Origin of the sequence: Micromonospora profundi, from assembly GCF_011927785.1 — a bacterium.
Lineage (GTDB): Bacteria > Actinomycetota > Actinomycetes > Mycobacteriales > Micromonosporaceae > Micromonospora > Micromonospora profundi.
This window is the reverse complement of record NZ_JAATJK010000001.1, coordinates 4,459,274-4,484,018: the sequence shown is the minus strand read 5'-3', so window position 1 is coordinate 4,484,018 and position 24,745 is coordinate 4,459,274. Positions and strand designations below refer to the sequence as shown.

The 24,745-nt window shown below is 72.0% G+C and carries 24 protein-coding genes; 15 read left to right on the top strand and 9 right to left on the bottom strand.

Annotation, left to right across the window (positions count from 1 at the left end; genetic code table 11):
- Window positions 1-110 precede the first annotated feature (110 nt).
- The 4 genes from F4558_RS19710 (at window position 111) to F4558_RS19695 (ending at window position 6,705) form a co-directional block, all read left to right on the top strand.
- Window positions 111-1,466 (top strand): aldehyde dehydrogenase family protein, encoded by a 1,356-nt coding sequence (locus tag F4558_RS19710; protein WP_167945437.1) that lies wholly within the window; start codon window positions 111-113, stop codon window positions 1,464-1,466.
- 5 nt (window positions 1,467-1,471) lie between these two features.
- The gene (locus F4558_RS19705) at window positions 1,472-2,239 is read left to right on the top strand and encodes a 3-oxoacyl-ACP reductase (RefSeq protein WP_167945435.1); all 768 of its coding nucleotides are present in this window, start codon (window positions 1,472-1,474) and stop codon (window positions 2,237-2,239) included.
- 68 nt (window positions 2,240-2,307) lie between these two features.
- Window positions 2,308-2,859: a pyridoxamine 5'-phosphate oxidase family protein gene (locus F4558_RS19700; protein ID WP_053652496.1), complete on the top strand. Its 552-nt coding sequence runs from the start codon at window positions 2,308-2,310 to the stop codon at window positions 2,857-2,859.
- A 189-nt stretch (window positions 2,860-3,048) separates the two neighbouring features.
- A complete protein-coding gene (locus F4558_RS19695) occupies window positions 3,049-6,705 on the top strand; it encodes a SpoIIE family protein phosphatase (RefSeq protein ID WP_167945433.1) in 3,657 nt (1,218 codons plus the stop codon).
- An 8-nt stretch (window positions 6,706-6,713) separates the two neighbouring features.
- Here the strand turns inward: F4558_RS19695 and F4558_RS19690 are convergent, their stop codons facing one another.
- Window positions 6,714-7,028 carry an STAS domain-containing protein gene (locus F4558_RS19690; protein WP_197281401.1) on the bottom strand — a complete coding sequence of 105 codons (315 nt, stop codon included), beginning with the start codon at window positions 7,026-7,028 and terminating at the stop codon, window positions 6,714-6,716.
- Between the two features lie 95 nt (window positions 7,029-7,123).
- On the opposite strand from F4558_RS19690, the gene map reads away from it, so the two are divergent.
- Both map and F4558_RS19680 read left to right on the top strand, forming a co-directional pair.
- Entirely contained in the window at window positions 7,124-7,981 is an 858-nt protein-coding gene (map, locus tag F4558_RS19685; RefSeq protein WP_053652498.1) for a type I methionyl aminopeptidase, read from the top strand.
- Window positions 7,978-8,691 carry a VIT1/CCC1 transporter family protein gene (locus F4558_RS19680; protein WP_053652499.1) on the top strand — a complete coding sequence of 238 codons (714 nt, stop codon included), beginning with the start codon at window positions 7,978-7,980 and terminating at the stop codon, window positions 8,689-8,691. The genes map and F4558_RS19680 overlap by 4 nt, the downstream gene beginning before the upstream one ends.
- Window positions 8,692-8,697: 6 nt before the next feature.
- Here the strand turns inward: F4558_RS19680 and F4558_RS19675 are convergent, their stop codons facing one another.
- The 7 genes from F4558_RS19675 to F4558_RS19645 form a co-directional block, all read right to left on the bottom strand.
- Complete coding sequence (locus tag F4558_RS19675) at window positions 8,698-9,438, bottom strand: hypothetical protein (RefSeq protein WP_053652500.1); 741 nt, start codon at window positions 9,436-9,438, stop codon at window positions 8,698-8,700.
- A gap of 107 nt (window positions 9,439-9,545) precedes the next feature.
- On the bottom strand, window positions 9,546-10,046 hold the full coding sequence (locus F4558_RS19670; RefSeq protein WP_053652501.1) for a nitroreductase family deazaflavin-dependent oxidoreductase: 501 nt from the start codon (window positions 10,044-10,046) through the stop codon (window positions 9,546-9,548).
- A gap of 84 nt (window positions 10,047-10,130) precedes the next feature.
- Window positions 10,131-12,908, bottom strand: a complete 2,778-nt coding sequence (locus F4558_RS19665) for an FtsX-like permease family protein (protein WP_245241348.1) — start codon at window positions 12,906-12,908, stop codon at window positions 10,131-10,133.
- The gene (locus tag F4558_RS19660; RefSeq protein ID WP_167945431.1) at window positions 12,905-13,663 is read right to left on the bottom strand and encodes an ABC transporter ATP-binding protein; all 759 of its coding nucleotides are present in this window, start codon (window positions 13,661-13,663) and stop codon (window positions 12,905-12,907) included. The genes F4558_RS19665 and F4558_RS19660 overlap by 4 nt, the downstream gene beginning before the upstream one ends.
- Entirely contained in the window at window positions 13,636-14,238 is a 603-nt protein-coding gene (locus F4558_RS19655) for a PadR family transcriptional regulator (protein WP_167945429.1), read from the bottom strand. Before F4558_RS19655 ends, F4558_RS19660 begins: the two co-directional genes overlap by 28 nt.
- Window positions 14,239-14,291: 53 nt before the next feature.
- Window positions 14,292-14,729: a ferritin-like domain-containing protein gene (locus F4558_RS19650; RefSeq protein WP_053652505.1), complete on the bottom strand. Its 438-nt coding sequence runs from the start codon at window positions 14,727-14,729 to the stop codon at window positions 14,292-14,294.
- On the bottom strand, window positions 14,726-15,253 hold the full coding sequence (locus F4558_RS19645) for a hypothetical protein (RefSeq protein WP_245241347.1): 528 nt from the start codon (window positions 15,251-15,253) through the stop codon (window positions 14,726-14,728). The genes F4558_RS19650 and F4558_RS19645 overlap by 4 nt, the downstream gene beginning before the upstream one ends.
- A 154-nt stretch (window positions 15,254-15,407) precedes the next feature.
- On the opposite strand from F4558_RS19645, the gene rimP reads away from it, so the two are divergent.
- The 9 genes from rimP (at window position 15,408) to F4558_RS19600 (ending at window position 23,476) form a co-directional block, all read left to right on the top strand.
- On the top strand, window positions 15,408-16,157 hold the full coding sequence (gene rimP / locus F4558_RS19640) for a ribosome maturation factor RimP (protein ID WP_053652507.1): 750 nt from the start codon (window positions 15,408-15,410) through the stop codon (window positions 16,155-16,157).
- Window positions 16,154-17,197 (top strand): transcription termination factor NusA, encoded by a 1,044-nt coding sequence (gene nusA, locus F4558_RS19635; RefSeq protein ID WP_167945427.1) that lies wholly within the window; start codon window positions 16,154-16,156, stop codon window positions 17,195-17,197. The genes rimP and nusA overlap by 4 nt, the downstream gene beginning before the upstream one ends.
- Before the next feature lie 16 nt (window positions 17,198-17,213).
- On the top strand, window positions 17,214-17,546 hold the full coding sequence (locus F4558_RS19630) for a YlxR family protein (RefSeq protein ID WP_082377179.1): 333 nt from the start codon (window positions 17,214-17,216) through the stop codon (window positions 17,544-17,546).
- Window positions 17,547-17,639: 93 nt separating this feature from the next.
- Window positions 17,640-20,660, top strand: coding sequence for a translation initiation factor IF-2 (gene infB / locus F4558_RS19625; RefSeq protein WP_082377180.1), 3,021 nt, complete (start codon window positions 17,640-17,642; stop codon window positions 20,658-20,660).
- Between the two features lie 90 nt (window positions 20,661-20,750).
- On the top strand, window positions 20,751-21,047 hold the full coding sequence (locus F4558_RS19620) for a DUF503 domain-containing protein (RefSeq protein ID WP_167945425.1): 297 nt from the start codon (window positions 20,751-20,753) through the stop codon (window positions 21,045-21,047).
- A gap of 202 nt (window positions 21,048-21,249) precedes the next feature.
- The gene (gene rbfA / locus F4558_RS19615) at window positions 21,250-21,732 is read left to right on the top strand and encodes a 30S ribosome-binding factor RbfA (RefSeq protein ID WP_167945423.1); all 483 of its coding nucleotides are present in this window, start codon (window positions 21,250-21,252) and stop codon (window positions 21,730-21,732) included.
- Complete coding sequence (locus F4558_RS19610) at window positions 21,729-22,787, top strand: DHH family phosphoesterase (RefSeq protein WP_167945421.1); 1,059 nt, start codon at window positions 21,729-21,731, stop codon at window positions 22,785-22,787. The genes rbfA and F4558_RS19610 overlap by 4 nt, the downstream gene beginning before the upstream one ends.
- Before the next feature lie 72 nt (window positions 22,788-22,859).
- Window positions 22,860-23,267 carry a hypothetical protein gene (locus F4558_RS19605; protein ID WP_053652513.1) on the top strand — a complete coding sequence of 136 codons (408 nt, stop codon included), beginning with the start codon at window positions 22,860-22,862 and terminating at the stop codon, window positions 23,265-23,267.
- A complete protein-coding gene (locus F4558_RS19600; protein ID WP_197281407.1) occupies window positions 23,267-23,476 on the top strand; it encodes a DUF6186 family protein in 210 nt (69 codons plus the stop codon). The genes F4558_RS19605 and F4558_RS19600 overlap by 1 nt, the downstream gene beginning before the upstream one ends.
- 506 nt (window positions 23,477-23,982) lie before the next feature.
- Here the strand turns inward: F4558_RS19600 and F4558_RS19595 are convergent.
- Window positions 23,983-24,735, bottom strand: a complete 753-nt coding sequence (locus tag F4558_RS19595) for a hypothetical protein (protein WP_231639888.1) — start codon at window positions 24,733-24,735, stop codon at window positions 23,983-23,985.
- Window positions 24,736-24,745: the final 10 nt, after the last annotated feature.

Sequence of the window (24,745 nt, the reverse complement as noted above, 5' to 3'; positions counted from 1 at the left end):
CCGCCGCCACGCCCGCGTCGATCATGGAGTTGTGGTGGCCGGAGTGGGGTGGAATGCGGCTTTCGCGGGGCACCACAACTCCATGATCGACGGCGAGGGGTGGTGCGGGCGTGACTACGGTTGTTGATCCGGCTTCCGGGGTGGGGTTTCGGGAGGTGCCGGGGGCCTCGCTTGGGGAGGTTGATTCCGCGATTTCTCGGGCCGCTGCCGCGTTCGAGACTTGGCGGACGGTGGGGGCGGGGGATCGGGCTCGGTTGCTGCGGCGGTTCGCCTCCGTCGTCGACGCGCACCTTGACGAGTTGGCAGCGCTGGAGGTCCGCAACTCCGGGCACACCATCGGCAACGCCCGCTGGGAGGCCGGAAACGTCCGCGACGTACTGGACTACTACGCCGGCGCGCCGGAGCGGTTGACCGGGCGGCAGATCCCGGCGCCGGGCGGGTGGGACGTCACCTTCCACGAACCCCTCGGCGTCGTCGGTGTGATCGTGCCGTGGAACTTCCCGATGCCGATCGCCGCCTGGGGGTTCGTTCCGGCGCTCGCCGCCGGCAACACTGTGGTGCTCAAGCCCGCCGAGCTGACCCCGCTCACCGCGCTGCGGCTTGCCGAACTGGCCCGCGAGGCCGGCCTGCCCGACGACGTGTTCACCGTCGTCCCCGGCGAGGGCTCGGTGGTGGGGGAGCGGTTCGTCACCCACCCGGCCGTCCGCAAGATCTGCTTCACCGGCTCCACCGAGGTCGGCACCCGGATCATGGCCGGCTGCGCCGCCCAGGTGAAGCGACTCACGCTGGAGCTGGGCGGCAAGAGCGCCAACATCGTCTTCGCCGACGCCGACCTGGAACGCGCCGCCGCGACCGCACCGGGCGCGGTCTTCGACAACGCCGGCCAGGACTGCTGCGCACGGTCGCGGATCCTGGTCCAACGTCCGGTGTACGACCGCTTCCTGGAACTGCTCGAACCGGCGGTACGCGCCGTACGGGTCGAGGACCCCGCTCTGGAGACCGCCGAGATGGGTCCCCTGATCTCCGCCGCGCAGCGGGACCGGGTGGCCGGCTACGTGACCGGGGCGACAGTCGCGTTCACCGGGTCCTGCCCGGACGGCCCCGGCTTCTGGCACGCGCCGACAGTGCTGCTGGCAGACTCACCCGCCGACCGGCACTGGCGGGAGGAGATCTTCGGGCCGGTGGTCTCGGTCCTCCCGTTCGACGACGAGGCCGACGCCGTCCGGCTCGCCAACGACACCGAGTACGGGCTCTCCGGCTCGATCTGGACCCGGGACGTCGGTCGGGCGCTGCGCATGGCCCGCGCCGTCGACTCGGGCAATCTCAGCGTCAACTCGCACTCCTCGGTGCGGTACTGGACCCCGTTCGGTGGGATGAAGCGCTCCGGGCTGGGCCGCGAGTTGGGTCCGGACGCGCTGCACGCCTTCACCGACGTCAAGAACGTGTTCATCGCGACAGAGGAGTGACGCCAGTGCAGGGTCGGTTGCAGGACCGGGTGGCAGTGGTCACCGGAGCGGGCAGCGGCATCGGGTTGGCCACCGTGCGGCGGTTCGCCGCCGAGGGTGCCCGGGTCGTCTGCGTGGACATCGACGAGGCGGCCGGCGAGCGGGCCGCGCAGGAGTGCGGCGGCGAGTTCGTGGCCACCGACGTCGCCGACGAGACGGCGGTACGCGACCTCTTCGACGGTGTCGCCGAGCGGCACGGGAGCGTCGACATCGCGTTCAACAACGCCGGCATCTCCCCGCCGGAGGACGACTCGATCCTGGACACCGGGCTCGACGCCTGGGAGCGGGTGCTGCGGGTCAACACCACGAGCGTCTACCTGTGCTGCAAGTACGCGATCCCGCACATGCGTCGGCAGGGCAAGGGCTCGATCATCAACACCGCCTCGTTCGTGGCGCTCCTGGGCGCGGCGACGTCGCAGATCGCGTACACCGCGAGCAAGGGTGGCGTGCTGGCGATGACCCGGGAGTTGGGCGTGCAGTTCGCCCGCGAGGGCATCCGGGTCAACGCGCTCTGTCCCGGCCCGGTGGCGACCCCGCTGCTGCTGGAACTCTTCGCTGCCGACCCGGCGCGGGCAGCACGCCGGCTGGTGCACGTGCCCATGGGCCGGTTCGGGGCGCCGGAGGAGATCGCCGCCGCCGTGGCGTTCCTGGCCAGCGACGACGCCTCGTTCATGACCGCCGCGCAGTTCGTGGTGGACGGCGGCATCACCGGGGCGTACGTCACACCGTTGTGAGGCGGCACCCTGCCGCTGTGACATACGTCGCCCCCGTGCGGTGCCTCGGCCGGTGGGAGGATCAGCCAATGGGCAAGGTGTATTCGGAGATCGACGGTCGTCTGCGTGACTTCATTGCTGCCCAGCCGGTCTTCTTCGTGGCCACCGCGCCGTCCGGTACGGAGGGGCACGTCAATGTCTCGCCGAAGGGCATGCGGGGCACCTTCGTGATCCTCGGCCCGCACCGGGTGGCCTACCTCGACTACCACGGCAGCGGTGCCGAGACCATCGCCCACCTGCGCGACAACGGCCGCATCACGCTGATGTTCTGCGCGTTCGACGGGCCGCCGAAGATCGTCCGGCTGCACGGCCGGGGCAGCAGCGTCGCGGTCACCGACGCCGACTTCGCCGACCGTCTCGCCGAGTTTCCCGCCCCGCCGGACGTGCACGCTGTCCGGGCCGTGATCACCGTCGAGGTGCAGCGCGTCAGCGACTCCTGCGGCTATGCCGTGCCGCTGATGGACTTCCGCGCCGAACGCGACCTGTTGCTTACCTCACACTCGCGGCGTACTGCCGATGACCTGGTGACGTACCGGGCCACGAAGAACGCCGCAAGCATCGACGGATTGCCCGTTTTCTGAGTCGTCGGACCATTCTTGTGGCGCAGGTCAGGCTCGTGCCCGACCCACGCTGTCGTGTGTCCGACGGGCACAGCGCAGTAATCAGCGTCCGCGGTTCGCCATGCGTTACGTTGCTGATCCCGCTGGGTACAAGTCGAGGCACGGTGCGGAAGATCAACGGCTGCGGGCACGGCCGGAGCAGGGGGCTGCATGAGCTCGGCGCAGGGGGGCGCGGACACGGGGCATTCCGTCACGGACGGCAATGAGATCCCCCTGCTGCTGGCTGCCGCGTTTTCCAATGGCGGCGAGCTGGGTGAGCGGCTGCGCGCCTTCGACTGGTCCACCGCGCCGCTGGGCCCGCCATCGCACTGGCCGTCGGCGCTCTCCAGCGCCATCAGCATGATGCTGGCCTCCAGCGCGCAGATCGTCATGTTCTGGGGTGACGACCAGCTCGCCTTCTACAACGACGCCTACCGGCCGACGATCGGCAGCAAGCACCCGGACGTGCTCGGCCAGCCCGCCCGACAGCACTGGGCGGAGACCTGGGAGGTGCTCGGCCCGCTGCTGGACGGTGTCCGACGCACCGGCCGCTCGTACCGCGGCGAGGATCATCCGTTCCTGCTGGACCGGCACGGGTACGTCGAGCAGACCTACTTCGACGTCGCCTACGACCCGATTCGGGGGGCCGACGGCTCGGTCAGCGGCGTCTACTGCATCGTCAACGAGACCACCGGGCGGGTGCTCGGCGAACGTCGACTGCGGGCGCTTGCGGAGCTGGGCGCCGAGCTGGCCGACGTCGACAGCGCGGCCGAGCTGGGCCGGACCGCCGCCGACGTGCTCGGTCGGCACCGGGCCGATGTGCCGTTCGCGCTGATCTACCAGGCCGACTCCGCTGGCCGGTTCGCCCTGACCGGCGCCACGGGCGTCGACCCGGCTGAGGTGGGCCTCACCGCGGACGCGTTCGCCCAGCTGGTCACCGACGGGCCGACAACTGTCCGGGTGACCGGCCTGCTCGGCCACCCGCCCGCAGACGTGGCCGACGTCGCCCACGTCCTGCCGGTCACGGCGACAAACGAGACTGTCGGCGCGCTTGTCGTCGGCGTGAACCGTCGGCTGCCGCTCAGCGACGAGTACCGCGACTTCCTCGGCCTGGTGGCCGCGCAGATCTCGCGCGCTGTGGGCATCCAGCGGGCGTACGAGCAGGAGCGGGCCCGTGCCGCCGAACTGGCCGCACTGGACCGGGCGAAGACCAACTTCTTCGCCAACGTCAGCCACGAGTTCCGGACCCCGCTGACACTTGTGCTCGGCCCGCTGGAGGACATGCTCGCCGACCCGAGCATGCCCGCCACCTACACCGACCGACTCACAGTGATGCACCGCAACGCGCTGCGCCTGCTCAAGCTCGTCAACACGGTGCTGGATTTCTCCCGGCTGGAATCCGGTCGGCTCGCCGCCCGCTACCAGCCCACTGACCTGGCCGGCTACACCGCGCGGCTCGCCAGCACCTTCCGCTCGGCCACCGACCGCGCCGGGCTGCGCCTGGTGGTGGACTGTCCACCGCTGTCGGCGCCGGTCTTCGTCGACCGGGACATGTGGGAGAAGATCGTCCTCAACCTGGTGTCGAACGCGTTGAAGTTCACCTTCGACGGCGAGATCCGGGTACGGGTCCGCGCCGACGACGGCGCGGCCCGGCTCGACGTCACCGACACCGGTGTGGGCATCGTGCCGACCGAGATGCCGCACGTCTTCGAGCGTTTCCACAGGGTGCCCGGAGTGCGCGCCCGCACCCACGAGGGCACCGGGATCGGCCTCGCGTTGGTCCGCGAGTTGGTCGAGATGCACGGCGGCACGGTCGGTGTGACCAGCGAGGTCGACGAGGGCAGCACCTTCACGGTGACCATTCCGTTCGGGTCGGCGCACCTTCAGGCGGACCGGGTGGCCGGGTTCGCACCGCTGCCAGCCGGCCAACCCGAGCAGGCCCGCCTCTACGTGGCGGAGACCGCGCTGTGGACCGGCGCCGAGGCGGGCCCGGATTTCGACAGTCAACCGGCCACCGACCTGCCCGCCGGTCGAATCCTTGTCGTCGACGACAACGTCGACCTGCGTGAGCACGTCACCCGGTTGCTCTCCCCGACCTGGGAGGTGGTCACCGCGAGCGACGGCCTGGTGGCCCTGGAGCTGGCCCGCGAGGGCGGTTTCGACCTTGTGCTCACCGACGTGATGATGCCCCGGCTGGACGGATTCGGGCTGGTCGGCGCGCTGCGCGCGGACGCGCGTACCCGTCACGTGCCGATCGTGCTGCTGTCCGCCCGGGCCGGTTCGGCGGAGGCGGTGGCGGGACTCTCGGTCGGCGCCGACGACTACCTGACCAAGCCGTTCTCCGGTCAGGAGCTGATCGCCCGCGTACGGGCGAACGTCGAGCTGGGTCAGCTGCGTGGGCAGATCATCCGTCGCCTCCGGACGTTGGCCGACGCGGCGGTGGCGGTGAACACCGCCCGATCCACCGCCGACGTTCTCCAGGTCGCCGCCCGGCACGCGCTCAGTCTCGCCGAGGCCGCCCGGGTGGTGGTCACCTCGGCCGACGCCCGGTCCGAGTCGGACGCGGGTGGCGTCACGGCCACCGACCCGTCGTTCGTGGCCGAGCTGACCGGCACCGGCGGCGAGCAGCTCGGCGAGTTGCGCGTCTGGCGGGCGGCCGGTGACGACTCGCAGGCCGACGAGGCCGCGCTGAGCCAACTGGCCCGGCTGGTCGGGGTGCGGCTGGAGAACGCCCAGCTCTACGAGGCCGAACACCACATCGCCACCACGTTGCAGCACAGCCTGCTGCCCAGGACGCTGCCCCAGATGCCGGGGGCGGTGCTGGCGAGCCGGTACCTGCCGGGCACCGCCGACGTCGAGGTCGGCGGCGACTGGTACGACGCGATCGCGCTTGAGGGCGACGAGTTGGTGCTGGTCATCGGTGACGTGGTCGGCAAGGGTGTGCAGGCCGCCGCGGCGATGGGGCAGTTGCGCAACGCGCTGCGCGCGTACCTGCTGGAGGGTTACGACCCGGGTGAGTCGCTGTCCCGGCTCAACCGGCTGGTCGGTTCCACCGAGGGTCGCTCCTTCGCGACAGTGCTCTGTCTGCTGTTCAACCCGCACACCGGCCGGCTGCGGTACGCCAGCGCCGGGCACCCGTCCCCCCTGCTGATCCGAGGAGACGACGTGGCGTTCCTGCATGACCGTGCGCTCGGCCCACCTGTCGGTGCGCTTCCGAACGCGACGTACCGGACGGTCGAGGGGGAGTTGGCCGCCGGCGGTCGGCTGCTGCTGTACACCGACGGGCTGATCGAGGACCGGCAGGTCGGCATCGACGCGGCGCTCACCCAACTGCGTGCCGACGCGGCCACGCCGGGCGAGCACGTGGCGGATCTGATCGACACTGTGGTCGGCCGGGTCGCTGGGCGGGCGCGGCGCGACGACGTGGCGGTGCTCGCACTTGAGGCGGCCGAGCTGAACCGGTTCGCGCTGCGGTTGCCGGCGGACCCGACCCGGTTGAGTGTGCTGCGCAAGCGCCTGGAGGACTTCCTGGTCGCACACTCAGTCGGCGAGACCGATCTGTTCGACCTGACCGTGGCGGTCTCGGAGGCCGCCGCCAACGCCATCGAGCACCCGGTCGACCCCGCCGAGCCGGTGATCAGCGTCGAGGTGGCCATCGCCGACCGGACGGTGACCGCCACCGTGCGGGACAGCGGACAGTGGCGCGAGTCGACCGGCTCCGGGTTCCGGGGGCGGGGGTTGTCGCTGATCGGCGCCCTGGGCGACCTGACCGTGCGGCGTACCGACGAGGGCACCGAGGTGACGCTGCGCCGGCAGTTGCAGCCCTGACCCGGGGGTCAGGCTGGTTCGAGCCAGCCCTGGTCGCCCAGGCCGGAGATCTCCAGCACTCGACGGACCTGCCGGGACGGCAGCACCGACAACGTGCCGGTGAACTGCTGGGCGAGCCGGACCAGGGCGTGGATGGCGGCGGAGTCGAAGAAGGTGACAGCGCGCAGGTCGAGCGTGATCCGCTCGGCGGGCTCGCGCAGCGCGGCCTGGAGCATGGTGTCGGCGGTCGCCATGTCGACCTCGCCGGTCACCACCACATGGAAGTGACCACCATCGATCTCTCCGCTGGCGGAGAAGACGGGCGGTGCTCCCCCTTGATCCACGCAGACACCATGGCACAGGCGACACGACGGAGCAACAACCGGTACCGGACCGCCGTGGCGCGGGTCACCGGCGGCCCCGGCGATAGGCTTGGGACATGACCGAACGTCCGCCGCTGACGCCAGGCACGCTCTCTCCGTGGCGACCGGTGCCCGCCCATATTCCCCGCCCGGAATACGTGGGCAAGAAGCAGCCGCAGGAGTGGCGCGGCTCGCATGTGCAGACACCCGAGACCATCGAGAAGATGCGGGTGGCCAGCCGACTCGCCGCCCAGGCGACACAGCTCGCCGGCGAGCACTGCAAACCCGGCGTGACCACCGACGAGATCGACCGGTTGGTGCACGAGTTCCTCTGCGACCACGACGCGTACCCGTCGACGCTCGGCTACCGGGGCTTCCCCAAGTCCTGCTGCACAAGCATCAACGAGGTCATCTGCCACGGCATCCCGGACTCCACGGTCCTTCAGGACGGCGACATCATCAACGTCGACGTGACCGCGTACATCGGTGGGGTGCACGGTGACACCGACGCCACCTTCTGCGTGGGCGAGGTCAGCGACGAGGCCCGGCTGCTCGTCGAGCGGACCCACGAGGCGATGATGCGCGGCATCCGGGCGGTCAAGCCGGGCCGGCAGATCAACGTGATCGGTCGGGTCATCGAGTCGTACGCCAAGCGGTTCGGCTACGGCGTGGTCCGCGACTTCACCGGCCACGGCATCGGGGAGTCCTTCCACAGCGGGCTCTACGTGCCGCACTACGACAGTCCCCGCCCCACGGACATCATGGAGCCGGGAATGACCTTCACCATCGAGCCGATGATCACGCTCGGCACCTACCAGTACGACATGTGGGACGACGGGTGGACCGTCGTGACCAAGGACCGCAGGTGGACGGCCCAGTTCGAGCACACGATCGTGGTGACCGACGACGGCCACGAGATCCTGACCCTGCCGTGACCGACACCCCTGCGGCGCTCCGCGAAGCCCACCACGCGGACGTGTCCGGCGGCTGGCTGCGGCCGGCCGTCTTCGGCGCGATGGACGGGCTGGTCACCAACATCGCCCTCATCGCCGGCGTCGGCGGCGGTGGGGTGTCGCCGCGCAGCATCGTGCTTACCGGCTCCGCCGGCCTGGTGGCGGGCGCGATCTCGATGGGGCTCGGCGAGTACACGAGTGTGCGGTCGGCAAACGAGCAGGTCGCCGCCGAGGTCGCCAAGGAGCGACGCGAACTGGAACGGCACCCCGAGGCGGAGGCCCGTGAGCTGGCCGACGCGTGGGTGGCCCGCGGCCTGCCCCGGGACCTTGCCACCCAGGTCGCCGAGGCGGTGCGGCGTGACCCGGAAGAGGCGCTGCGGGTGCACGTCCGCGAGGAGCTGGGCGTCGACCCCGACGACCAGCCGAGCCCGTGGGCGGCGGCGTTCTCCTCGTTCCTGTTCTTCTCGGTGGGCGCGCTGGTGCCGCTGCTGCCGTACCTGCTGGGCTCCAGCGACCTCTGGCTGGCGCTCGCCGTCGGCGGGCTAGGGCTGTTCGCCGCCGGCGCGGTCGTGGCGCGCTTCACCCGCCGGCCCTGGTGGACGAGCGGGCTGCGGCAACTGCTGCTGGGTGCCGCGGCGGCCGGGGCTACCTATCTGATCGGTTCGCTGATCGGCGTGCAGGGCGGGCTGTGATGCCGGTCAGCCGGTGAGCAGGTCATCGACGGTGCCGTCCACCGGTCGGCCACGGGCCGCCAGTTCGTCGGCCTGCCGGGTCAGCACCACACCCACCTCGGTCATGTCCGCGCCGGCCAGACCGGTGCGTCGCACCGCGTCACCCGGGTCACGGAAGTAGGTGCGGCTCAGCAGGCCGGTCACTGTCGCCGCGGCCAGCCGCGCCTCACCGAGCATGAGCAGCGCCTGGTCGGTCTCGTACCACTCGGCGAGCCGGGCGGCCCGGGAGTGCGCCGCACTGCCCCTGTACCACGACTGCCGGGCCGCGGTACTGAACTCGCCCGGCCGGGCGCGGGCCAGCCGGCCCAGATGCTCGTCGCGCAACGTCCGCAGCCAGCCCGTCGGGTCGTGCAGCGCCTGCGTGGTGACGTACCGGTCGGCGGTCAGCGGCCACAGTGGGGAGAGCTGCCGCGCCTGCCCGAGGTAGTCGTCGGCGGCGGCCACTGTCAGGTCGACGAGCACCCCGTCGACCCGGCGGGTCGCCGGCCGTGGACCGGTGCCCGGCCGGTAGGTGACCACCAGCAGCCCCACCTCGCCGTCCCCACCGCCGTCGTCGTCGCCGTGGGCCAGGGGGCCATGCACCGCGATCGCCAGCACGTCGGCAGGGAAACGCCGCCGGATCGCCTCGGCCACCCGCTCAGCGACGGTCCACCGTCGATCGTCGTGGGTGCCCCGGCCGACACCGGACCGGTCGCCGCTGACGCCCACTAGGCGGCCCTCGTTCGTGGCGGCGCGGCTCGTGGCGGCGCGGCCCGCAAGGTCGGTTCGCTCCTCGCCCGCACCGCCGCCACCTCCGACTCGAACCCGAGGTCAGCCTAGCCAGCAGACCGCGGCTCGGCCGGCGCGCCGCGCCCGGTCGGCTCCAGCCGGAAGACCCGGATCTCCCGGTCGCCGGCCCGCTCGACGTACGCGCGGTACGCCGGCCACTCGGTGACCAGCAGCTGCCACAGCCGGTCCCGTTCGGCACCGGTGGCCAGCACGGCACGCACCGGGATCCGTCGCCCCCGTACGTCGACCTCGGCGGTCGGCTCGGCGAGGAGGTTCAGCGACCAGGCGGGCTGCTGCGTCTGCCCCCAGTTGGAGCCGATCACCACGTAGGCGTCGCCGTCGGGCACGTAGAGCAGGGGATTGCTGCGCGGCTTTCCGGAGCGGCGGCCGATGGTGGTGATGACGAGGGACGGGATCAGGCCGAGCGCGACCACCCGCCCCCGGGTGAGCCGGCCGACGATCCGGTCGGCGGGCACCAGCAGGCGGGCGGCGGCACCGAACCAGCGGTGATGGCCGACCCGACGGGTGAGTGTTCCGAGCGCAGACACGCGGACCAGTCTGCCGGCTGCCGCACCCCGGCGGCACCTCCGGACGGCCCAGGTTTCCACAGCGGTGAATCCACCGACCCCGGGTCAGTCCAGCCGTCGCTCGATCGGCAGCCGCGCACGGGTGAACAGGCCCGCGCCGAGCATCGCCACAAGGGGCACCAGCACGAGGACGCCGAGCACCGGCCACGGCACCACGTACGGGTACGGGGCGGGTGCCGGCCAGTCCGTCGCGTACTGGCGGTTGACCGAGAACAGCACGATCGCCGCGGTGCCCAGCCCGGCCACGATCCCGAGCACCGAACCGAGACCCGCGATGACCCCGGCCTGGCAGATCGCCAGCAGCCGGCGTACCGCCGGGGCCGCGCCGACCGCCGCGAGGGTGGACAACTCGGCACGCCCCTCGGCGGCGGCGAGCGCTGTCGCGATCCCGGCGGCGCCCACCGTGATCAGGCCGGCCGCCGCGGCGAGCAGGAGAAGCAGGGGTGAGATGTCGGTGGGGGCGGCGCCGGACTCGACGCTCAACGACACCGGCCCGAAGGGCCGCAGGGCAGCGGTGAACCGCTCCTGCTGTTGACTGGCCGGCGGCGTCGCGGTGCCGACCACCCAACCGGCAGAGGACACGCGAAGACCGAGGCTGCGGGCCGAGGGCTCGGACAGCAGCAGGCGGGACTCGCCCACGAACGCGGGCAGCGCGTACCCGGGGAAGTCGGCGGTGATCGGCGTTCCGCCGTCCGACGGCACCATCTGCACTGTCACCCGGCCGTCGTGCACGTAGCGCCTGTTGGTCACCACCACGCCACCGGCGCGCAGCACCTCGGCTGCGGTGGCGGTCGCCGCAGGGTCGGCGCCGGTCAGCAACGGCACGGCCGTGCCGTCGTCCACCCAGGACTGCACCCAGGGGCCGAAGCGCGTCGTTTCGGAGAACTGGCAACGCGGGTCGGCCCGTGCCTGCCGGCGCTGCGACGCGGACAGGACATCACCGGGCTGCCAGGGGCAGACCTGCGCAGGCGGCAGTAGTGGGGTGACGTCGCAGTAGCCGTGACCCGCCTCGGCGCAGGCCACCGTCTGAACCGGGGCGACCGCGGCGGTGCCCAGCGTCTCCTGGGCCGCGGCGGTAACCTGGGCCAGCGTGGGCCGCCGGGTCGAGTGCTCCGGGTTGACCAGCAGGTGGCCCGTCGGCAGCATCGGCTGGTAGGTGTCCGCTTGCCGGACGCGGTCGCTGGCCAGGTACCCGCCGAGGGCCACACTGCTGGCCACGGCGGCCATCACCGCGCAGATCGCCGGTGCGGCGGCGGCCCGGTTACGGCTGGCGTCGCGCAGCGCGATCCGGGGGGCCAGCGGCAGTACCCGGCCGAGCCTCGCCAGCACGCCGATAAGCGTGGGCGTGCAACACACCAGACCGAGTTCGCCGAGGATCAGGCCGGTGAGGATCACCGCCGCCGACGTCCGGGTGGCCCCGTACGCCGCGAGCGCCGCCCCGCCGAAGGCCAACACCAGCCCCAGGGCCAGCCACCGGGTCCGGGACGTCGGCGGGGTACGCCGACCGGCGAGCCCGGCCGCGACATCCTGGCGGGCGGCCGTCCAGGCCGGCGCCACCGCGGCGAGGACCCCGGCCAGCACCGCTACCCCAGCGAGCACCAGGAGCGCCGCCGGCCAGCAGCGGTACCCGCCGAACCGGGCGCTGAAGACGTACTGCTCCATCAGCGGACGACCGGCGAACGCCGCGGCGACTCCGAGGAGCAGCCCGACGGCGGCGCCCAGCACGCCCAGCACCACACCGTCGGCGAGCACGACCCGACGCAGTTGGGCGGAGTCTCCACCGGCCACCGCGACCAGCGCCAGGTCCCGGCGTCGTCGGCGGACACCCACCGCGAACGCCGGCCCGACCAGCAGCACCACCTCCAGCAACCCGAGGCCGGCGATCAGGACCCCGGTGCTCAGGTCGTTGGAATCGGCTGGTCCGACGGACCCGAGCCACGTGCGGGTCCACCCGCCCGTGCCGTGGTGGTCGCGTGTCGCCACCACCACGCCGTTGTCGTTGAGTCGGGCCACCATCGCCGCGTCGACACCGCCGGGCACATCCACAAGCCAACTGCTGTCGAGAAAGGGCTCGTTCCGAGGTACGGCCGACGGGTGCAGCGCCACGATCGGGCCGAGGTCGTCTGGGAACTCGACCACCCCCACCACCGTGTACGCCCTCATCCCGTCGGCGGTGGCCAGCACCGCGCCCAGGCGTACGTCGAGGCGGCGCAGCGCGGCCGGGCTCACCGCCACCTCGGCGGGCTCCCGGGGCGCCCTTCCCGACCGGAACCGCACCAGCCCCCGGGCCAGCGGGTCGGTGAGGTCGAGCACCCGGGCCTGGAAGGTCTCGTCCCCCTCGGGGCTCTGCACTGTCAGCGGCATCCGGCCGCGTAGCTCGGTGAACCGGCTGCCCGGGCCGAGCAACGCGCTCACCTCGGCGGCGGTGGCCGGATGGCTGGACGCCTCCGTGTCGCCGTTGCGGGGATACCAGCTCTCACCCCACTCGTCCTGATCGATCGGGGTGTCGGCGAACCACCGCAGTTCCGCGTCGGCGACTCCGAGGCGCCTGTCGATCTTTTCCTGCGCGGTCAGCTCGGCCATGTCGTAGCTCGCCGCGAGAAAGGCCAGAACCAGCACCGGCAGGGCGATCATGGCGAGCACCAGGGCGGTACGTCGGCGCGCCCGCCGCGACTCCCGCCGGGCGATCCGCAGTGCCGCCCGCCAGGAGCCGGCCAGCTCGGCGAAGCGCCGCCGCCCCTGTGGTACGCGCGGTGGCACCGGCTGGGCGGCCGGAGCGTCGGTGACCGGGCCGGCTGTCCGCGTCGTCCGGCGGAGGGTCAACGGTCGCTGCCGGACAGCAGTTGCTCGACGCTGCCCAGCGGGGCAGTCGTGTCGACGAGCACCCCGTCGCGCAGGAACACCACCCGGTCGGCCCAGCCGGCGTGCCGCGCCTCGTGGGTGACGAGGATGCCGGCGGCGCCCGCGTCGACCCGGCGGCGCAGCAGGTGCAGCACCGCCTCACCGGTCTGCGAGTCCAGCGCCCCCGTCGGTTCGTCGGCGAGCACCAGCCGCCGTTCGCCCACCAGCGCGCGGGCGATGGCCACCCGCTGCTGCTGGCCGCCGGAGAGCTGGTCGGGGAAACGGTCGGCCAGGGCCGGCAGCCCCACCTCGGCGAGCGCGGCCAGCGCGGCGGTACGGGCCTTGCGCCCGCCCACACCGTCGAGTTCCAGCGGAAGCGCGACGTTCTCCAGCGCGCTCAGGCTGCCCAGCAGGTTGAGCTGCTGGAAGATGTAGCCGATGCGGCGGCGGCGCAGCTGGGCCAGCCCGCGTGGGTCCAACGCCCCGAGCCGCTGCCCCTCGACCCGTACGTCGCCTTGGGTCGGGCGGTCCAGGCCGCCGGCGAGGGCCAGCAGCGTCGACTTGCCGGAGCCGGACGGACCCATCACGGCGACCAGCTCACCCGGCCGGACGACCAGGCTGACCCCGCGCAGGGCGTGCACCGCCGCCGGGCCGGTCCCGTGGGTGCGGTGGACGGCGCGCAGCTCCAGCACCGCGTCGTCCGGGTCGCTCACCGGCGCGCCCCCTCGTCGGCCCATCGTGCCGCGTCCGGTGCCCCGTCGGCGCCCGGGCCGGGCAGCGGGGGAGGCGGGCCGCTGGGCCGGTGCCGGACGAGGCTGCTCTCGCAGTGGTCCAACCAGCGCACCTCCGCCTCGGCCTGGAACACCATCGAGTCCAGCACCAGCCGCCAGGGCAGGTCCTCGGGACGGTCGCTGGCGTACTTCAACCTGGTCAACTCCTGAAGGGCCCGCATCGTGGCGCTGCGCTGGGCCTGCACCACCGAGCGGACGTCCACCCCTGGAGTGGTGAGCGCCAACGCCAGCTTGATCGCCAACTCGTCGCGAGGGCGGTCGTTACGGCTGATCGGGGTGGCGAACCACAGCGCCAGGTCCGTCCGGCCGGCATCGGTGATCTCGTACGGGCGCTGCCCCGCCTCGCTCTCCGGCAGAGGACGCACCAGTCCGTCGCGTTCCAGCCGGGACAGCGTGGTGTAGACCTGCCCGATGTTCAGCGGCCACGTCGACCCGGTCGACTCCTCGAATGCGGCGCGCAGCTGGTAGCCGTACATCTGGCCGCGTTCGAGGAGGGCGAGCAGCCCGTGACGGATGGACATGGCAACGGAGTATGCATACCTGGTATGCGCACCGCAACCGGAGCGGGATCAGTTCAGCTCGGGCGACCGGGAAATGCGACAGTCAGCGGGGCGACGCCGGCGGTCTTGCGCCACCTGGTGGCGCGTACGGCGTACTCGACGAGGGCGGCCAGCGCCTGGTCGCGGTCGGCGCCGGTGGTGGACGCCAACGCGGCCCGCCAGTGCGCCGCGGTCCGCTCCTCCACCTCGACGGCCAGCCGCAACGCGCTGGCCCGGTCGGTGACGGCGAACGGCAGCGCGTACCCGGCCCGATCCGGTGGCACGGTGCCGCCGGTGGTGCTGAGCTGCACCACCAGCGCGTCGCGTCGGCGCCGGTGCGATGCCTCGGCCTGCCGTGCGGCGTCGCGCGCCGCCCCGGTGAGCCGGACGCCGATGCGTCCGTAGGCGTAGATGGCCGCGTACTCGGCGGAGAGGGCGGCGGCCAGCGCCTCCCCGGCGGTCGGCTGCCTCACTTCAGTGCCTCCTGGTGGGTGGCCCGCGCGGCGGCGATGGAGCCGAGCAGAGCCGCACGGTCCGCGGGTGCGGACGCGCAGGCGGCTGTCGCGGACTGCTGGGCGGTCTTCTCCAGCGCGCGCAGGGCGGCCAGCGCGCCGGCCGGCTCGGCGGCCGGGGAACTGCTCGGCGCGGTGACGGGCGCCGAGGGGAGGGGCACGCCGATGACCCGGGCGAGTTCGGTGGCGTGCGCGGTGTGCGTCGCGGCGATGGGGTCGAGGCGTCCGGCCAGGCTCGGGTGGGCCACAGCGCTCTCTCGGTACGCCGCGGCCAGCCCCAACGACTCGTCGACCATCGGCCGCAGCGGGTCCGGCGGCGGTGCCGGCTTGTCGTCCCGATCGAAAAGATCACAGCCGGTCAGCGGGGCCACGCCGCCGCCGAGCGCCAACAGCGCTCCAACGCGCAAGACCTTTCGCCGGGAATGTCCGGATGAATGGTTGCGCTGTGTCGTTCTGCCGATCCCCACCGGGCAAGTCAACACCATCCGTGCCGCTCCGAGGGCCACCGGCGTCGGTGCGCCGCCCGGTCCGGCGGCCGGCGGGCGCGTTACGCTCTGCGCAGCCGCCGGCGCGTCCGCTCCGGTGGCGTGCCGGCATGGCGGGACGAGCGTCCCGATCGACCAGTGAAAGGGTGCGGAGATGACACAGCGTGGCCGTGCCACAAGGTCGACGGGTCGACCCCGCGACAGCGGTTCCCGCGACAGCGGGCCTCGTGACGATGCTCCCCGTGCGCCGCGCGGCGGGGCCGGCCCCCGCGGCGGCGGTGATCTCGCGGCGCGACGCACCCAGTTGCGGACCGTGATCGAGCCGGTGGTCAACGACGCGGGCTACGACCTGGAGGACCTGTCGGTCTCCCGGGCCGGACGCCGGCACGTCGTGCGGGTGATCGTGGACGCCGACGGCGGGATCGACCTGGACGCCGTCGCCGACGTCTCCCGCGCGGTCTCGGCCGCACTGGACGCGGCCGAGGAGTCCGGCGGCGACATCCTCGCCGGGGAATACCAGCTCGAGGTCAGCTCTCCGGGCGTGGACCGGCCGCTCACCCTGCCCCGGCACTGGCGGCGCAACGTGGGCCGGCTCGTCAAGGTCACCGTCCGGGGCGCGGTCGCGTTGCCCGGCCAGCGCGCCGAGCCCTCCGCGGGTCGCCAGCTGACCGGCCGGGTGGTCGGGGCCGACGACGAGACCGTGCAGCTGGAGACCGACTCCGGTCGCGACTCCTTGACGTACGCCGAGCTGGGGCCGGGCCGGGTGCAGGTCGAGTTCACCCGCCTGGCCGAGTTGGGTGAGCCCGACGACACCGACGTCGACGACGAGTTCGACGACGCAGACGACATCGACGATTCAGACGACATCGACGACGAAGATGATGTGGAGGACGAGGAGAGGTGAACATCGACCTCGCGGCGCTACGCGCACTCGAGCGCGAGCGGGAGATCCCGTTCGACACGATTCTCGCGGCGATCGAGACCGCGTTGCTGACCGCCTACCGGCACACCGACGGCGCCGAGCCGCACGCCCGGGTGGAGATCGACCGCAAGTCCGGCGCTGCCCTGGTGTACGCGCAGGAGATGGACTCCGACGGCAGTCTGGTGCGGGAGTGGGACGACACCCCGCACGACTTCGGCCGGATCGCCGCCATGACGGCGAAGCAGGTGATCCTCCAGCGGCTGCGGGAGGCCACCGACGAGGTGCACTTCGGCGAGTACGTGGGCCGCGAGGGTGACCTCGTCACCGGCGTGGTGCAGGCCCACGAGACGCGGATCGAGAAGGGCATCGTCAGCGTCGACCTGGGCAAGCTGGAGGGCGTGCTGCCGCAGTCCGAGCAGGTGCCCGGCGAGCGGTACACCCACGGCGAGCGGATCCGCTGCGTGGTGGTGCACGTGGCCAAGGGCATGCGCGGGCCGCAGATCACCCTGTCCCGGTCGCATCCGGCGCTTGTCAAGAAGTTGTTCGCGCTGGAGGTTCCCGAGATCGCCGACGGGATTGTGGAGATCGGCGCGATCGCGCGTGAGGCAGGTCACCGTACGAAGATCGCCGTACGCTCGACCACCGCCGGGGTGAACCCCAAGGGCGCCTGCATCGGCCCGATGGGTCAGCGCGTCCGGGCCGTGATGAGTGAGCTGCACGGCGAGAAGATCGACATTATTGACTGGTCGGACGACCCGGCCACTTTCGTCGGCAACGCGTTGTCGCCGGCCAAGGCGCTGCGGGTCGAGGTGGTGGACCTGGCCGGCCGGGCCGCCCGGGTGACCGTCCCGGATTTCCAGCTCTCCCTCGCCATCGGCCGGGAGGGGCAGAACGCCCGCCTCGCTGCCCGTTTGACCGGTTGGCGCATCGACATCCGCTCCGACGCGGAGCAGGTCGCGCCTGCCGCGCGGGGCGGAGCTGATCAGGTACCGGAGCCGGGCGGCGCGATCTCGGGCAGCTAGGGGTAGACTTCCTCCAGTGGTACGACGCGCGCAGCCGGAGCGCACCTGTGTGGGTTGCCGGAAGCGTGCGCCGGCCAGCGAATTGCTGCGGGTCGTCGCGATCGGGGACGAGGCTGGTCACAGCCTCCGGCCTGATCCGTTCCGCAGGCTGCCGGGTCGGGGAGCGAACATGCACCCGGATCCGGCCTGCTTCGCGCTGGCGGTGCGGCGCCGCGCCTTCGGGCGAGCGCTGCGCGTCACCGAGGTCCTCGACCACGGTGTGCTGGCAGAGCACGTCGATGCGCCAACCACTACGTCCGGTCAGCCCGACCGGGCGAGGGTCGCTAGCAGGGTAGGACGACCGACATGAGCACACGATGAAGTCCCTGAAATGACCAGGCTTCAAGTGCACGAGTGAGGTCGCTGCGGGTGCTGCCCGCACGACCTCGGAGTGAGGAGTGCAGTGGCAGGCAAGGCCCGCGTACACGAGCTTGCAAAAGAGCTCGGGGTCGAGAGTAAGACCGTTCTCGCCAAGCTGAAGGAAATGGGCGAGTTCGTGAAGTCCGCGTCGAGCACCGTCGAGGCGCCCGTCGCCCGACGACTGCGTAACGCATTCGTCGCGTCGACCGGTGCTCCGGCGCCGGCCGCCCCGTCGGCGCCCGCGTCGGCGCCGGCTTCGACCCCGAGTCCCACGCCGTCCCCGACCCCGGGCGCGCCCCGGGTCTCGGCCAAGCCGATGCCGCCTCGGCGGCCGGCCGCGCCGGCACCCGGTCCGAAGCCCAAGGGGCCGGTTCCCGGTGCACCGCAGACGGTGACCCCGGTCGCCAAGCCGGCGAGTGCCCACGACATCGAGGTGGCGGCCGCGGAGGCGCGTGCCGCCGCGCTGAAGGCTGAGCAGGAGGCCGCGGTCAAGGCCGCGCAGGCCGCCCGCCAGCAGCAGCGGGACAACCCCGTTCGCCGGGAGCCTCCGGCAGACGGCGGTAACCGGCCCGGTCCTCGGCCGGGTCCCGCGGCTATGCCGCCCCGTCCCGGTTCGCCGGCAGCTCGTCCGAGCACGCCGGCTCCCGGTCCGGGTGCCCGGCCGGGCGGTCGTCCGCCGGCGCGCGGTGCCGGTAACAACCCGTTCGGCATCCAGGGTGGCCAGCAGCAGCGGCCCCCGGCCGCCGGTGCGGGTGGCCCTCGGCCCAACACCCCGGCGGGCATGCCGCCGCGGCCGAGCCCGAACTCCATGCCGCCGCGGCCCAGCCCGGCGTCCATGCCGAGCCAGCGTCCGGCTGCCGGTCGCCCCGGTCCCGGTGGCGCCGGTCGTCCCGGTGGCGGCGCAGGTCGTCCCGGTGGCGGTGGCGGCGGTTTCCGTGGCGGTCCCGGCGGTGGCGCCGGTGGCGGTGGCGGCGGTTACCGCGGCGGCCCTGGTGGCGGCGCGGGTGCCGGCGGTGGCGGTGGCTACCGTGGCGGTCCCGGCGGCGGTGCGGGTGCTCCCGGCGGCGGTTTCCGTCCGGGTGGTCCGGCCGGTGGCGGCGGTCGTCCGGGTGCGGGCGGTCGCGGCCGTGGCGGCGGCGCCGCGGGTGCTTTCGGGCGTCCGGGTGGTCGGCCGACGCGCGGTCGCAAGTCCAAGAAGCAGCGCAGACAGGAGTTCGACAACCTGTCGGCTCCGACCATGAGCTCGGGTGCTCCCCGGGGTCAGGGTCAGGTCGTCCGGCTCTCCCGTGGCGCCTCGCTGTCCGACTTCGCGGACAAGATCAACGCCAACCCGGGTTCGCTGGTCCAGGAGATGTTCAACCTGGGCGAGATGGTGACCGCGACCCAGTCCTGTTCTGACGACACCCTGCACCTGCTGGGTGAGCACCTGGGCTTCGACATCCAGATCGTCAGCCCGGAGGACGAGGACCGCGAGCTGCTCGCGCAGTTCAACATCGACCTCGACGCGGAGGTGGCCGAGGAGCGCCTGGTCAGCCGTGCGCCGGTGGTGACCGTCATGGGTCACGTCGACCACGGTAAGACCAAGCTGCTCGACGCCATCCGTAAGGCGAACGTCGTGGCCGGTGAGGCGGGTGGCATCACCCAGCACATCGGTGCCTACCAGGTCCACGTCCCGCACGAGGGCGAGGACCGGGCGGTCACCTTCATCGACACCCCGGGTCACGAGGCTTTCACCGCCATGCGTGCTCGTGGCGCCCAGGTCACGGACATCGTGATCCTGGTCGTCGCGGCCGACGACGGTGTGATGCCGCAGACCATCGAGGCGTTGAACCACGCCAAGGCGGCCGACGTGCCGATCGTGGTCGCGGTCAACAAGGTCGACAAGCCGGAGGCCAACCCGGACAAGGTTCGCCAGCAGCTGACCGAGTACGGCCTGGTCGCCGAGGAGTACGGCGGCGAGACCATGTTCGTCAACGTGGCAGCCAAGCCGGGCATCGGCATCGAGGAGCTGCTCGAGGCCGTCCTGCTGACCGCCGACGCGTCGCTGGAGCTGACCGCTCCGATCGACGGGCCGGCGCAGGGTGTGGCCATCGAGGCGCACCTGGACAAGGGCCGCGGTGCGGTGGCGACGGTGCTGGTGCAGAAGGGCACCCTGCGGGCAGGCGACTCGATCGTCGCCGGTGGGGCGCACGGCCGGGTCCGGGCCATGCTCGACGAGAACGGCAACCAGCTCACCGAGGCTGGGCCGGCGCGTCCGGTCATGGTGCTGGGTCTGACCGCGCCGCCCGGCGCGGGTGACACGTTCCTCGCCGCGGCGGACGACCGCACGGTGCGTCAGATCGCCGAGCAGCGGCAGGCACGGCGGCGGGCGGCGTCCTTCGCCAACTCCCGTGGTCGGGCCACCCTCGAGACGCTCATGGAGCAGCTCAAGGAGGGCGAGAAGACCTCGCTCAACCTCATCCTCAAGGGCGATGTCTCCGGTTCGGTGGAGGCCCTGGAGGACGCGCTGTTCAACCTGGACATCCCCGAGGAGGTCCAGCTCAAGGTCCTCGACCGGGGCGTGGGCGCGATCACCGAGAGCAACGTCATGCTCGCGAGTGCCTCGTCCGAGCCGGTCACGATCATCGGCTTCAACGTGCGGGCCTCCAACAAGGTCCGTGAGATGGCCGACCGCGAGGGTGTGGAGATCCGGTACTACACCGTCATCTACCAGGCCATCGAGGAGATCGAGGCAGCGCTCAAGGGCCTGCTCAAGCCGGAGTACGAGGAGGTCGAGCTGGGCAGCGCGGAGATCCGCGACGTCTTCCGCTCGTCCAAGATCGGCAACATCTCCGGTTGTATCGTCCGGTCGGGCATCATCCGACGCAACGCGAAGGCTCGGCTGCTTCGGGACGGGGCGGTCGTGGCGGACAACCTCACGATCACCTCGCTCAAGCGGTTCAAGGACGACGCCACCGAGGTCCGCGAGGGCTTCGAGTGTGGTCTGACCCTGGGTGGTTACAACAACGTCCAGGTCGGCGACGTCATCGAGACCTTCGAGATGCGGGAGAAGGCTCGCGCCTGATCCGGCAGTGACACGCTGATCAAGGGGTTTACGCCGACCGGCGTAAACCCCTTGATCATGCGGGGTGGGTTGCCGGTATCGTCCGGGGCGATGTTTACCGGAACCGCGGTCTTCGACCTGCTGCTGCCGGGCGACTCCCGGTCGCTCAAAGCCAAGAGATCATATGTACGGCCGATCGTGGCGGCCCTGCGCCGCTTCGAGGTTTCGGCCGCCGAGGTTGGTGCGCTCGACCTGCACGGTCGAGCGGAGATAGCGGTGGCCGTGGTGGCCGCCGAGGCGGTACACGTCCGCGAGGTGCTCGACTCCTGCGAGCATCTGGTTGCCGCTCGCCCCGAGGTCGAGTTGCTGTCGGTGCGACGCGGGCTGTACGGCCTCGACGACGACTGAGGGCGTACCGGCACCGGGCGTGAACGAGCGTCGGCCGCGTCCTGCGTGACCAGAATTGCCGGCGGCGCCGGGCGTGAACAGGAGTGCCGGCGGTGCCGGGCGACCGGTGCGGGCCGCGAAGGTAGTGTTCGAGATGTTGGCCGGTCGGCCGGCGACCACGGTCGCCGGTCGATCGGGAGCAGGACGCCGTGGAGGTGGCGAGATGTCTGATCCGGCCAAGGTACGCCGGCACGCCGAGCGGGTGCGTGAGCTGGTCGCGTCGGTGGTGCGGAGCCAGATCAAGGACCCGCGGCTCGGCATGATCACCATCACCGACGCCCGGATCACAGCGGATCTGCGGGATGCGACGGTGTTCTACACGGTGCTCGGTGACGCGGTGGCACAGGCGGACACCGCGGCGGCGCTGGAGAGCGCCAAGGGGATGTTGCGCAGCACCGTCGGCAAGGCACTCGGGCTGCGGCACTCGCCGACGCTGACGTTCGTCCTCGACGACGTACAGGACCAGGTCAAGCACATCGACGACCTGCTCGCTGCCGCCCGCAACGCCGACGCCGAGGTGCAGCGGCTGGCCGCCCAGGCCAAGTACGCGGGTGAGCCGCAGCCGTACCGGGTCGACGAGGACGAGGACGACGCGGACGAGGCCGACGAGGCCACGGACACCCCCCGGGGTGGGGAAGCGCGGTGACCGGCGCCGCCGGCACCCAGCTCGCCGCAGTGACCGGCACCGGCCCCGCCGAGGCGGACTGGGCCGCCGCCGAGGCGCTGATCCGCGACCTCCCGGCGACCGGTCGGGTGCTGCTGATCTGTCACGTCAACCCGGACGGCGACGCGCTGGGCAGCATGCTCGGCTTCGGTCTGGGTCTGCGCCAGCTCGGCGTACACCGGTTGCAGGCGACCTTTCCCGGGCCGCCGGAGGTCCCTGAGCCATTCCGGGGTCTGCCCGGCCTGGACCTGCTGGTCCCGGCGAGCGCGGCGGACCCGGACCCCGATCTGGTGATCTGCTTCGACGCGGCGAGCGAGTCGCGCCTCGGCGAGCTGGCCGGGCGATTGTCGGCGGCGGGCGCGTCGCTGGTGCTCGACCACCACGCCTCCAACCCCGGCTTCGGGACGGTCAATCTGATCGACGCGAGCGCCGCGGCGACGTCTGTGGTGGCCGAGCAGTTGCTGACCCGGCTGGGCGTACCGCTGGAACGGGCCGTCGCGGAGTGCCTGTACGTGGCGCTCACCACGGACACCGGCTCGTTCCGGTTCGAGGCGACCACCCCGGCGGTGCACCAGTTGGCCGCCCGGTTGCTGGCCACCGGCATCTCGCCCGGTGACATCTCCCGCCAGGTCTTCGACACCCGGCCCTTCGGCGCTGTGCGGCTCTTCGGTGAGGTGCTCGGCAGGGCCCGGCTGGAGCCGGCCGCCGCCGACGGGCGAGGTCTGGTGTGGACCTTCGCCACCCTCGACGACCTGGCCCGTCACGACCAGCGGCCGTACGTGCTGGAGGCGCTCATCGACTCGGTGCGCTGCACCGCCGAGGCCGATGTGAGCTGCGTGTTGAAGCAGACCACCCCCGACACCTGGGCCGTGTCGATGCGCAGCAAGGGCGCTGTCGACGTCAGTCGGGTGGCTGTGGTGCTGGGCGGGGGTGGGCACCGGCTCGCGGCGGGGTTCACCGGTCGGGGCACCGTCGAGCAGGTGGTCGCGGCGATCCGGGCCGAGCTTGGCGCGGCGCTCATCGATACGGCCGGCTGACCTCGAAGATCAGGGTCAGCTCCGGGGGGTGTCGGTCTTCCGGCACTCAGGTTGACCGGGAAGAATTGCGGGATGGAGCAGCCGCACGACCTCACGATGGAGGCCACCCGAGTCTGGGACCGGCCCGCCGTCTCCGTCCCGGTTCTTGTCTGCCTGTCACTCGTCGGTGGCCGGTTCCCGTCGTTCTCGACCGAGGCCAATCTTTACACGCTCGGCACCGGCGGGGTGCTGATCTGGCTCGGTCTGAGCAACCGCGTGCCACGGCGGCCGGCGCCGCGTCGGCTGGGTGCGGGGGCGGCGTGGTGGGCGGTGCCGGCGGTGATCTTCGGCGTCTTCGAGGGTGCCACCTTCGTGCTGGCCGTCGGCGATGACTTTCCCACCTTCTCGCGGCTGGCCGATCCGCTGCTGGAAGACCACTTGACCCGCTCGGCTGCCTGGTTTGCCTGGCTGGCCGCGTTCTGGGGGCTGGTGCGGCGATGATGCGGGCGTTGGCTATCGGCGGTTTCCTCGTGGCGCTCGTGCTCTTCGGCGTGGTCGAGTGGCTGGCACGCCGGGAGGGCTCCCGGATCCCCACGATGGGTGAGGTCTGCGCGTACGTGATGCGCTACGAGGTGGGTCCGGTGCCGGTGGGCCGGATCGGTCTGTTCGGTTTCTGGTGGTGGCTGGGGTGGCATTTCCTGGCCCGCTGAGTCGGGTCGTGCGCCGTCCAGATGGCGGGAACCCTAAGCAGTTGGTCGACCTGAACGATAACTTGGGAGACGGCCTGCGGCGCGCTGCGGCGCAGGTCGTGGGTGGTGGCGCCACACCTCGCGCTGCTCTCCTCCAGGGTCAGACCGACCCGGGCTCACGCGGCCCAGCCGGCTGTTCCGGTAACCCCGGACTGCCGTGGGGCGTTCAGTACGACCGCCCGTGAGGGTCGCCGCGTGCCGGCGGCTCGCACCCTGGAAGGAGCGCCACCATGCCGAACAAGCCCAAGCCGGAGACCACCGACGACGCCCGCGAGCAGGCTCGCCGCGCACTGCAGACCTCGATGGACACCCGTCAGTGACCCGAAGCGACAGGCGGTGACGACGTCGATGCCGGCATCGACAGCGTCACCGCCCGTTCGTTTTGATGTCCCACTCGTTACCGCCGGCCGACATGACGGCCGGGGCGGCCGGTTTCCCCGTATTTCCCGGCCGCCCGCAGGAGCCGCTCAGGACAGGAACTTGTCCAGGGCGGCTTCGATCGTTCCGGAGTCCGGGGCCGCGTACGCCCTCATCGTGGACTTGTCGTAGGAGATGACGCTCGGGCACCGGCTCGCCGGGGCGGTCACGGTGCCGCCGTCGCCGATCTTCTCAGCGGTCTTGGCCGCGTAGAAGGTCAGGGTGTAGCGCGACGAGACATAGTCGACGGTGACCTGCTTCTGCGAGCTGTCCTTGTACTGGCACTTCTTCGGCGTGCCCTGGCTGCCTTCCTCGAACTTCAGGCAGCCGACCACCGACACGCTCTCGTACTCACTGCTCTTGGCGTAGTACGGCTTCGTCGAGCCGACGAACTTCGACGACCAGAACGTCGGCCGGTCCGGGTTGTTCGAGAACGTGTACGCCTTGGCGCCGGACGGGCCGTTGTAGGGGGCCGCGTTGAGGATCTGGCTGCCCTCGCAGACGTTCGACAGGTCGCTGGAGAACCGGGCCGTCATCGAGTTGTTGTCGTTCGGCGGAGCCGACTGGCCGGGCGTGGGGGTGGCCGCCGGGTCCGGCGAGCTGCCGCCATCGGTGCCCGAGGTGGGGCTGGCAGATGCGACGGTCGTGGGCTCGTCGTCGCCGCCGTAGGCGACCAGGAGCCCGATCCCGGCGCCGCAGACCGCGAGGATCAGGACCACCGCGCCGGCGACCAGGCCGATGACCAGGCCCTTGTTCGACTTCTTCGGCGGCGGAACAGGAACGCCGTACTGCGGCGGGGGCATCGGGGCACCG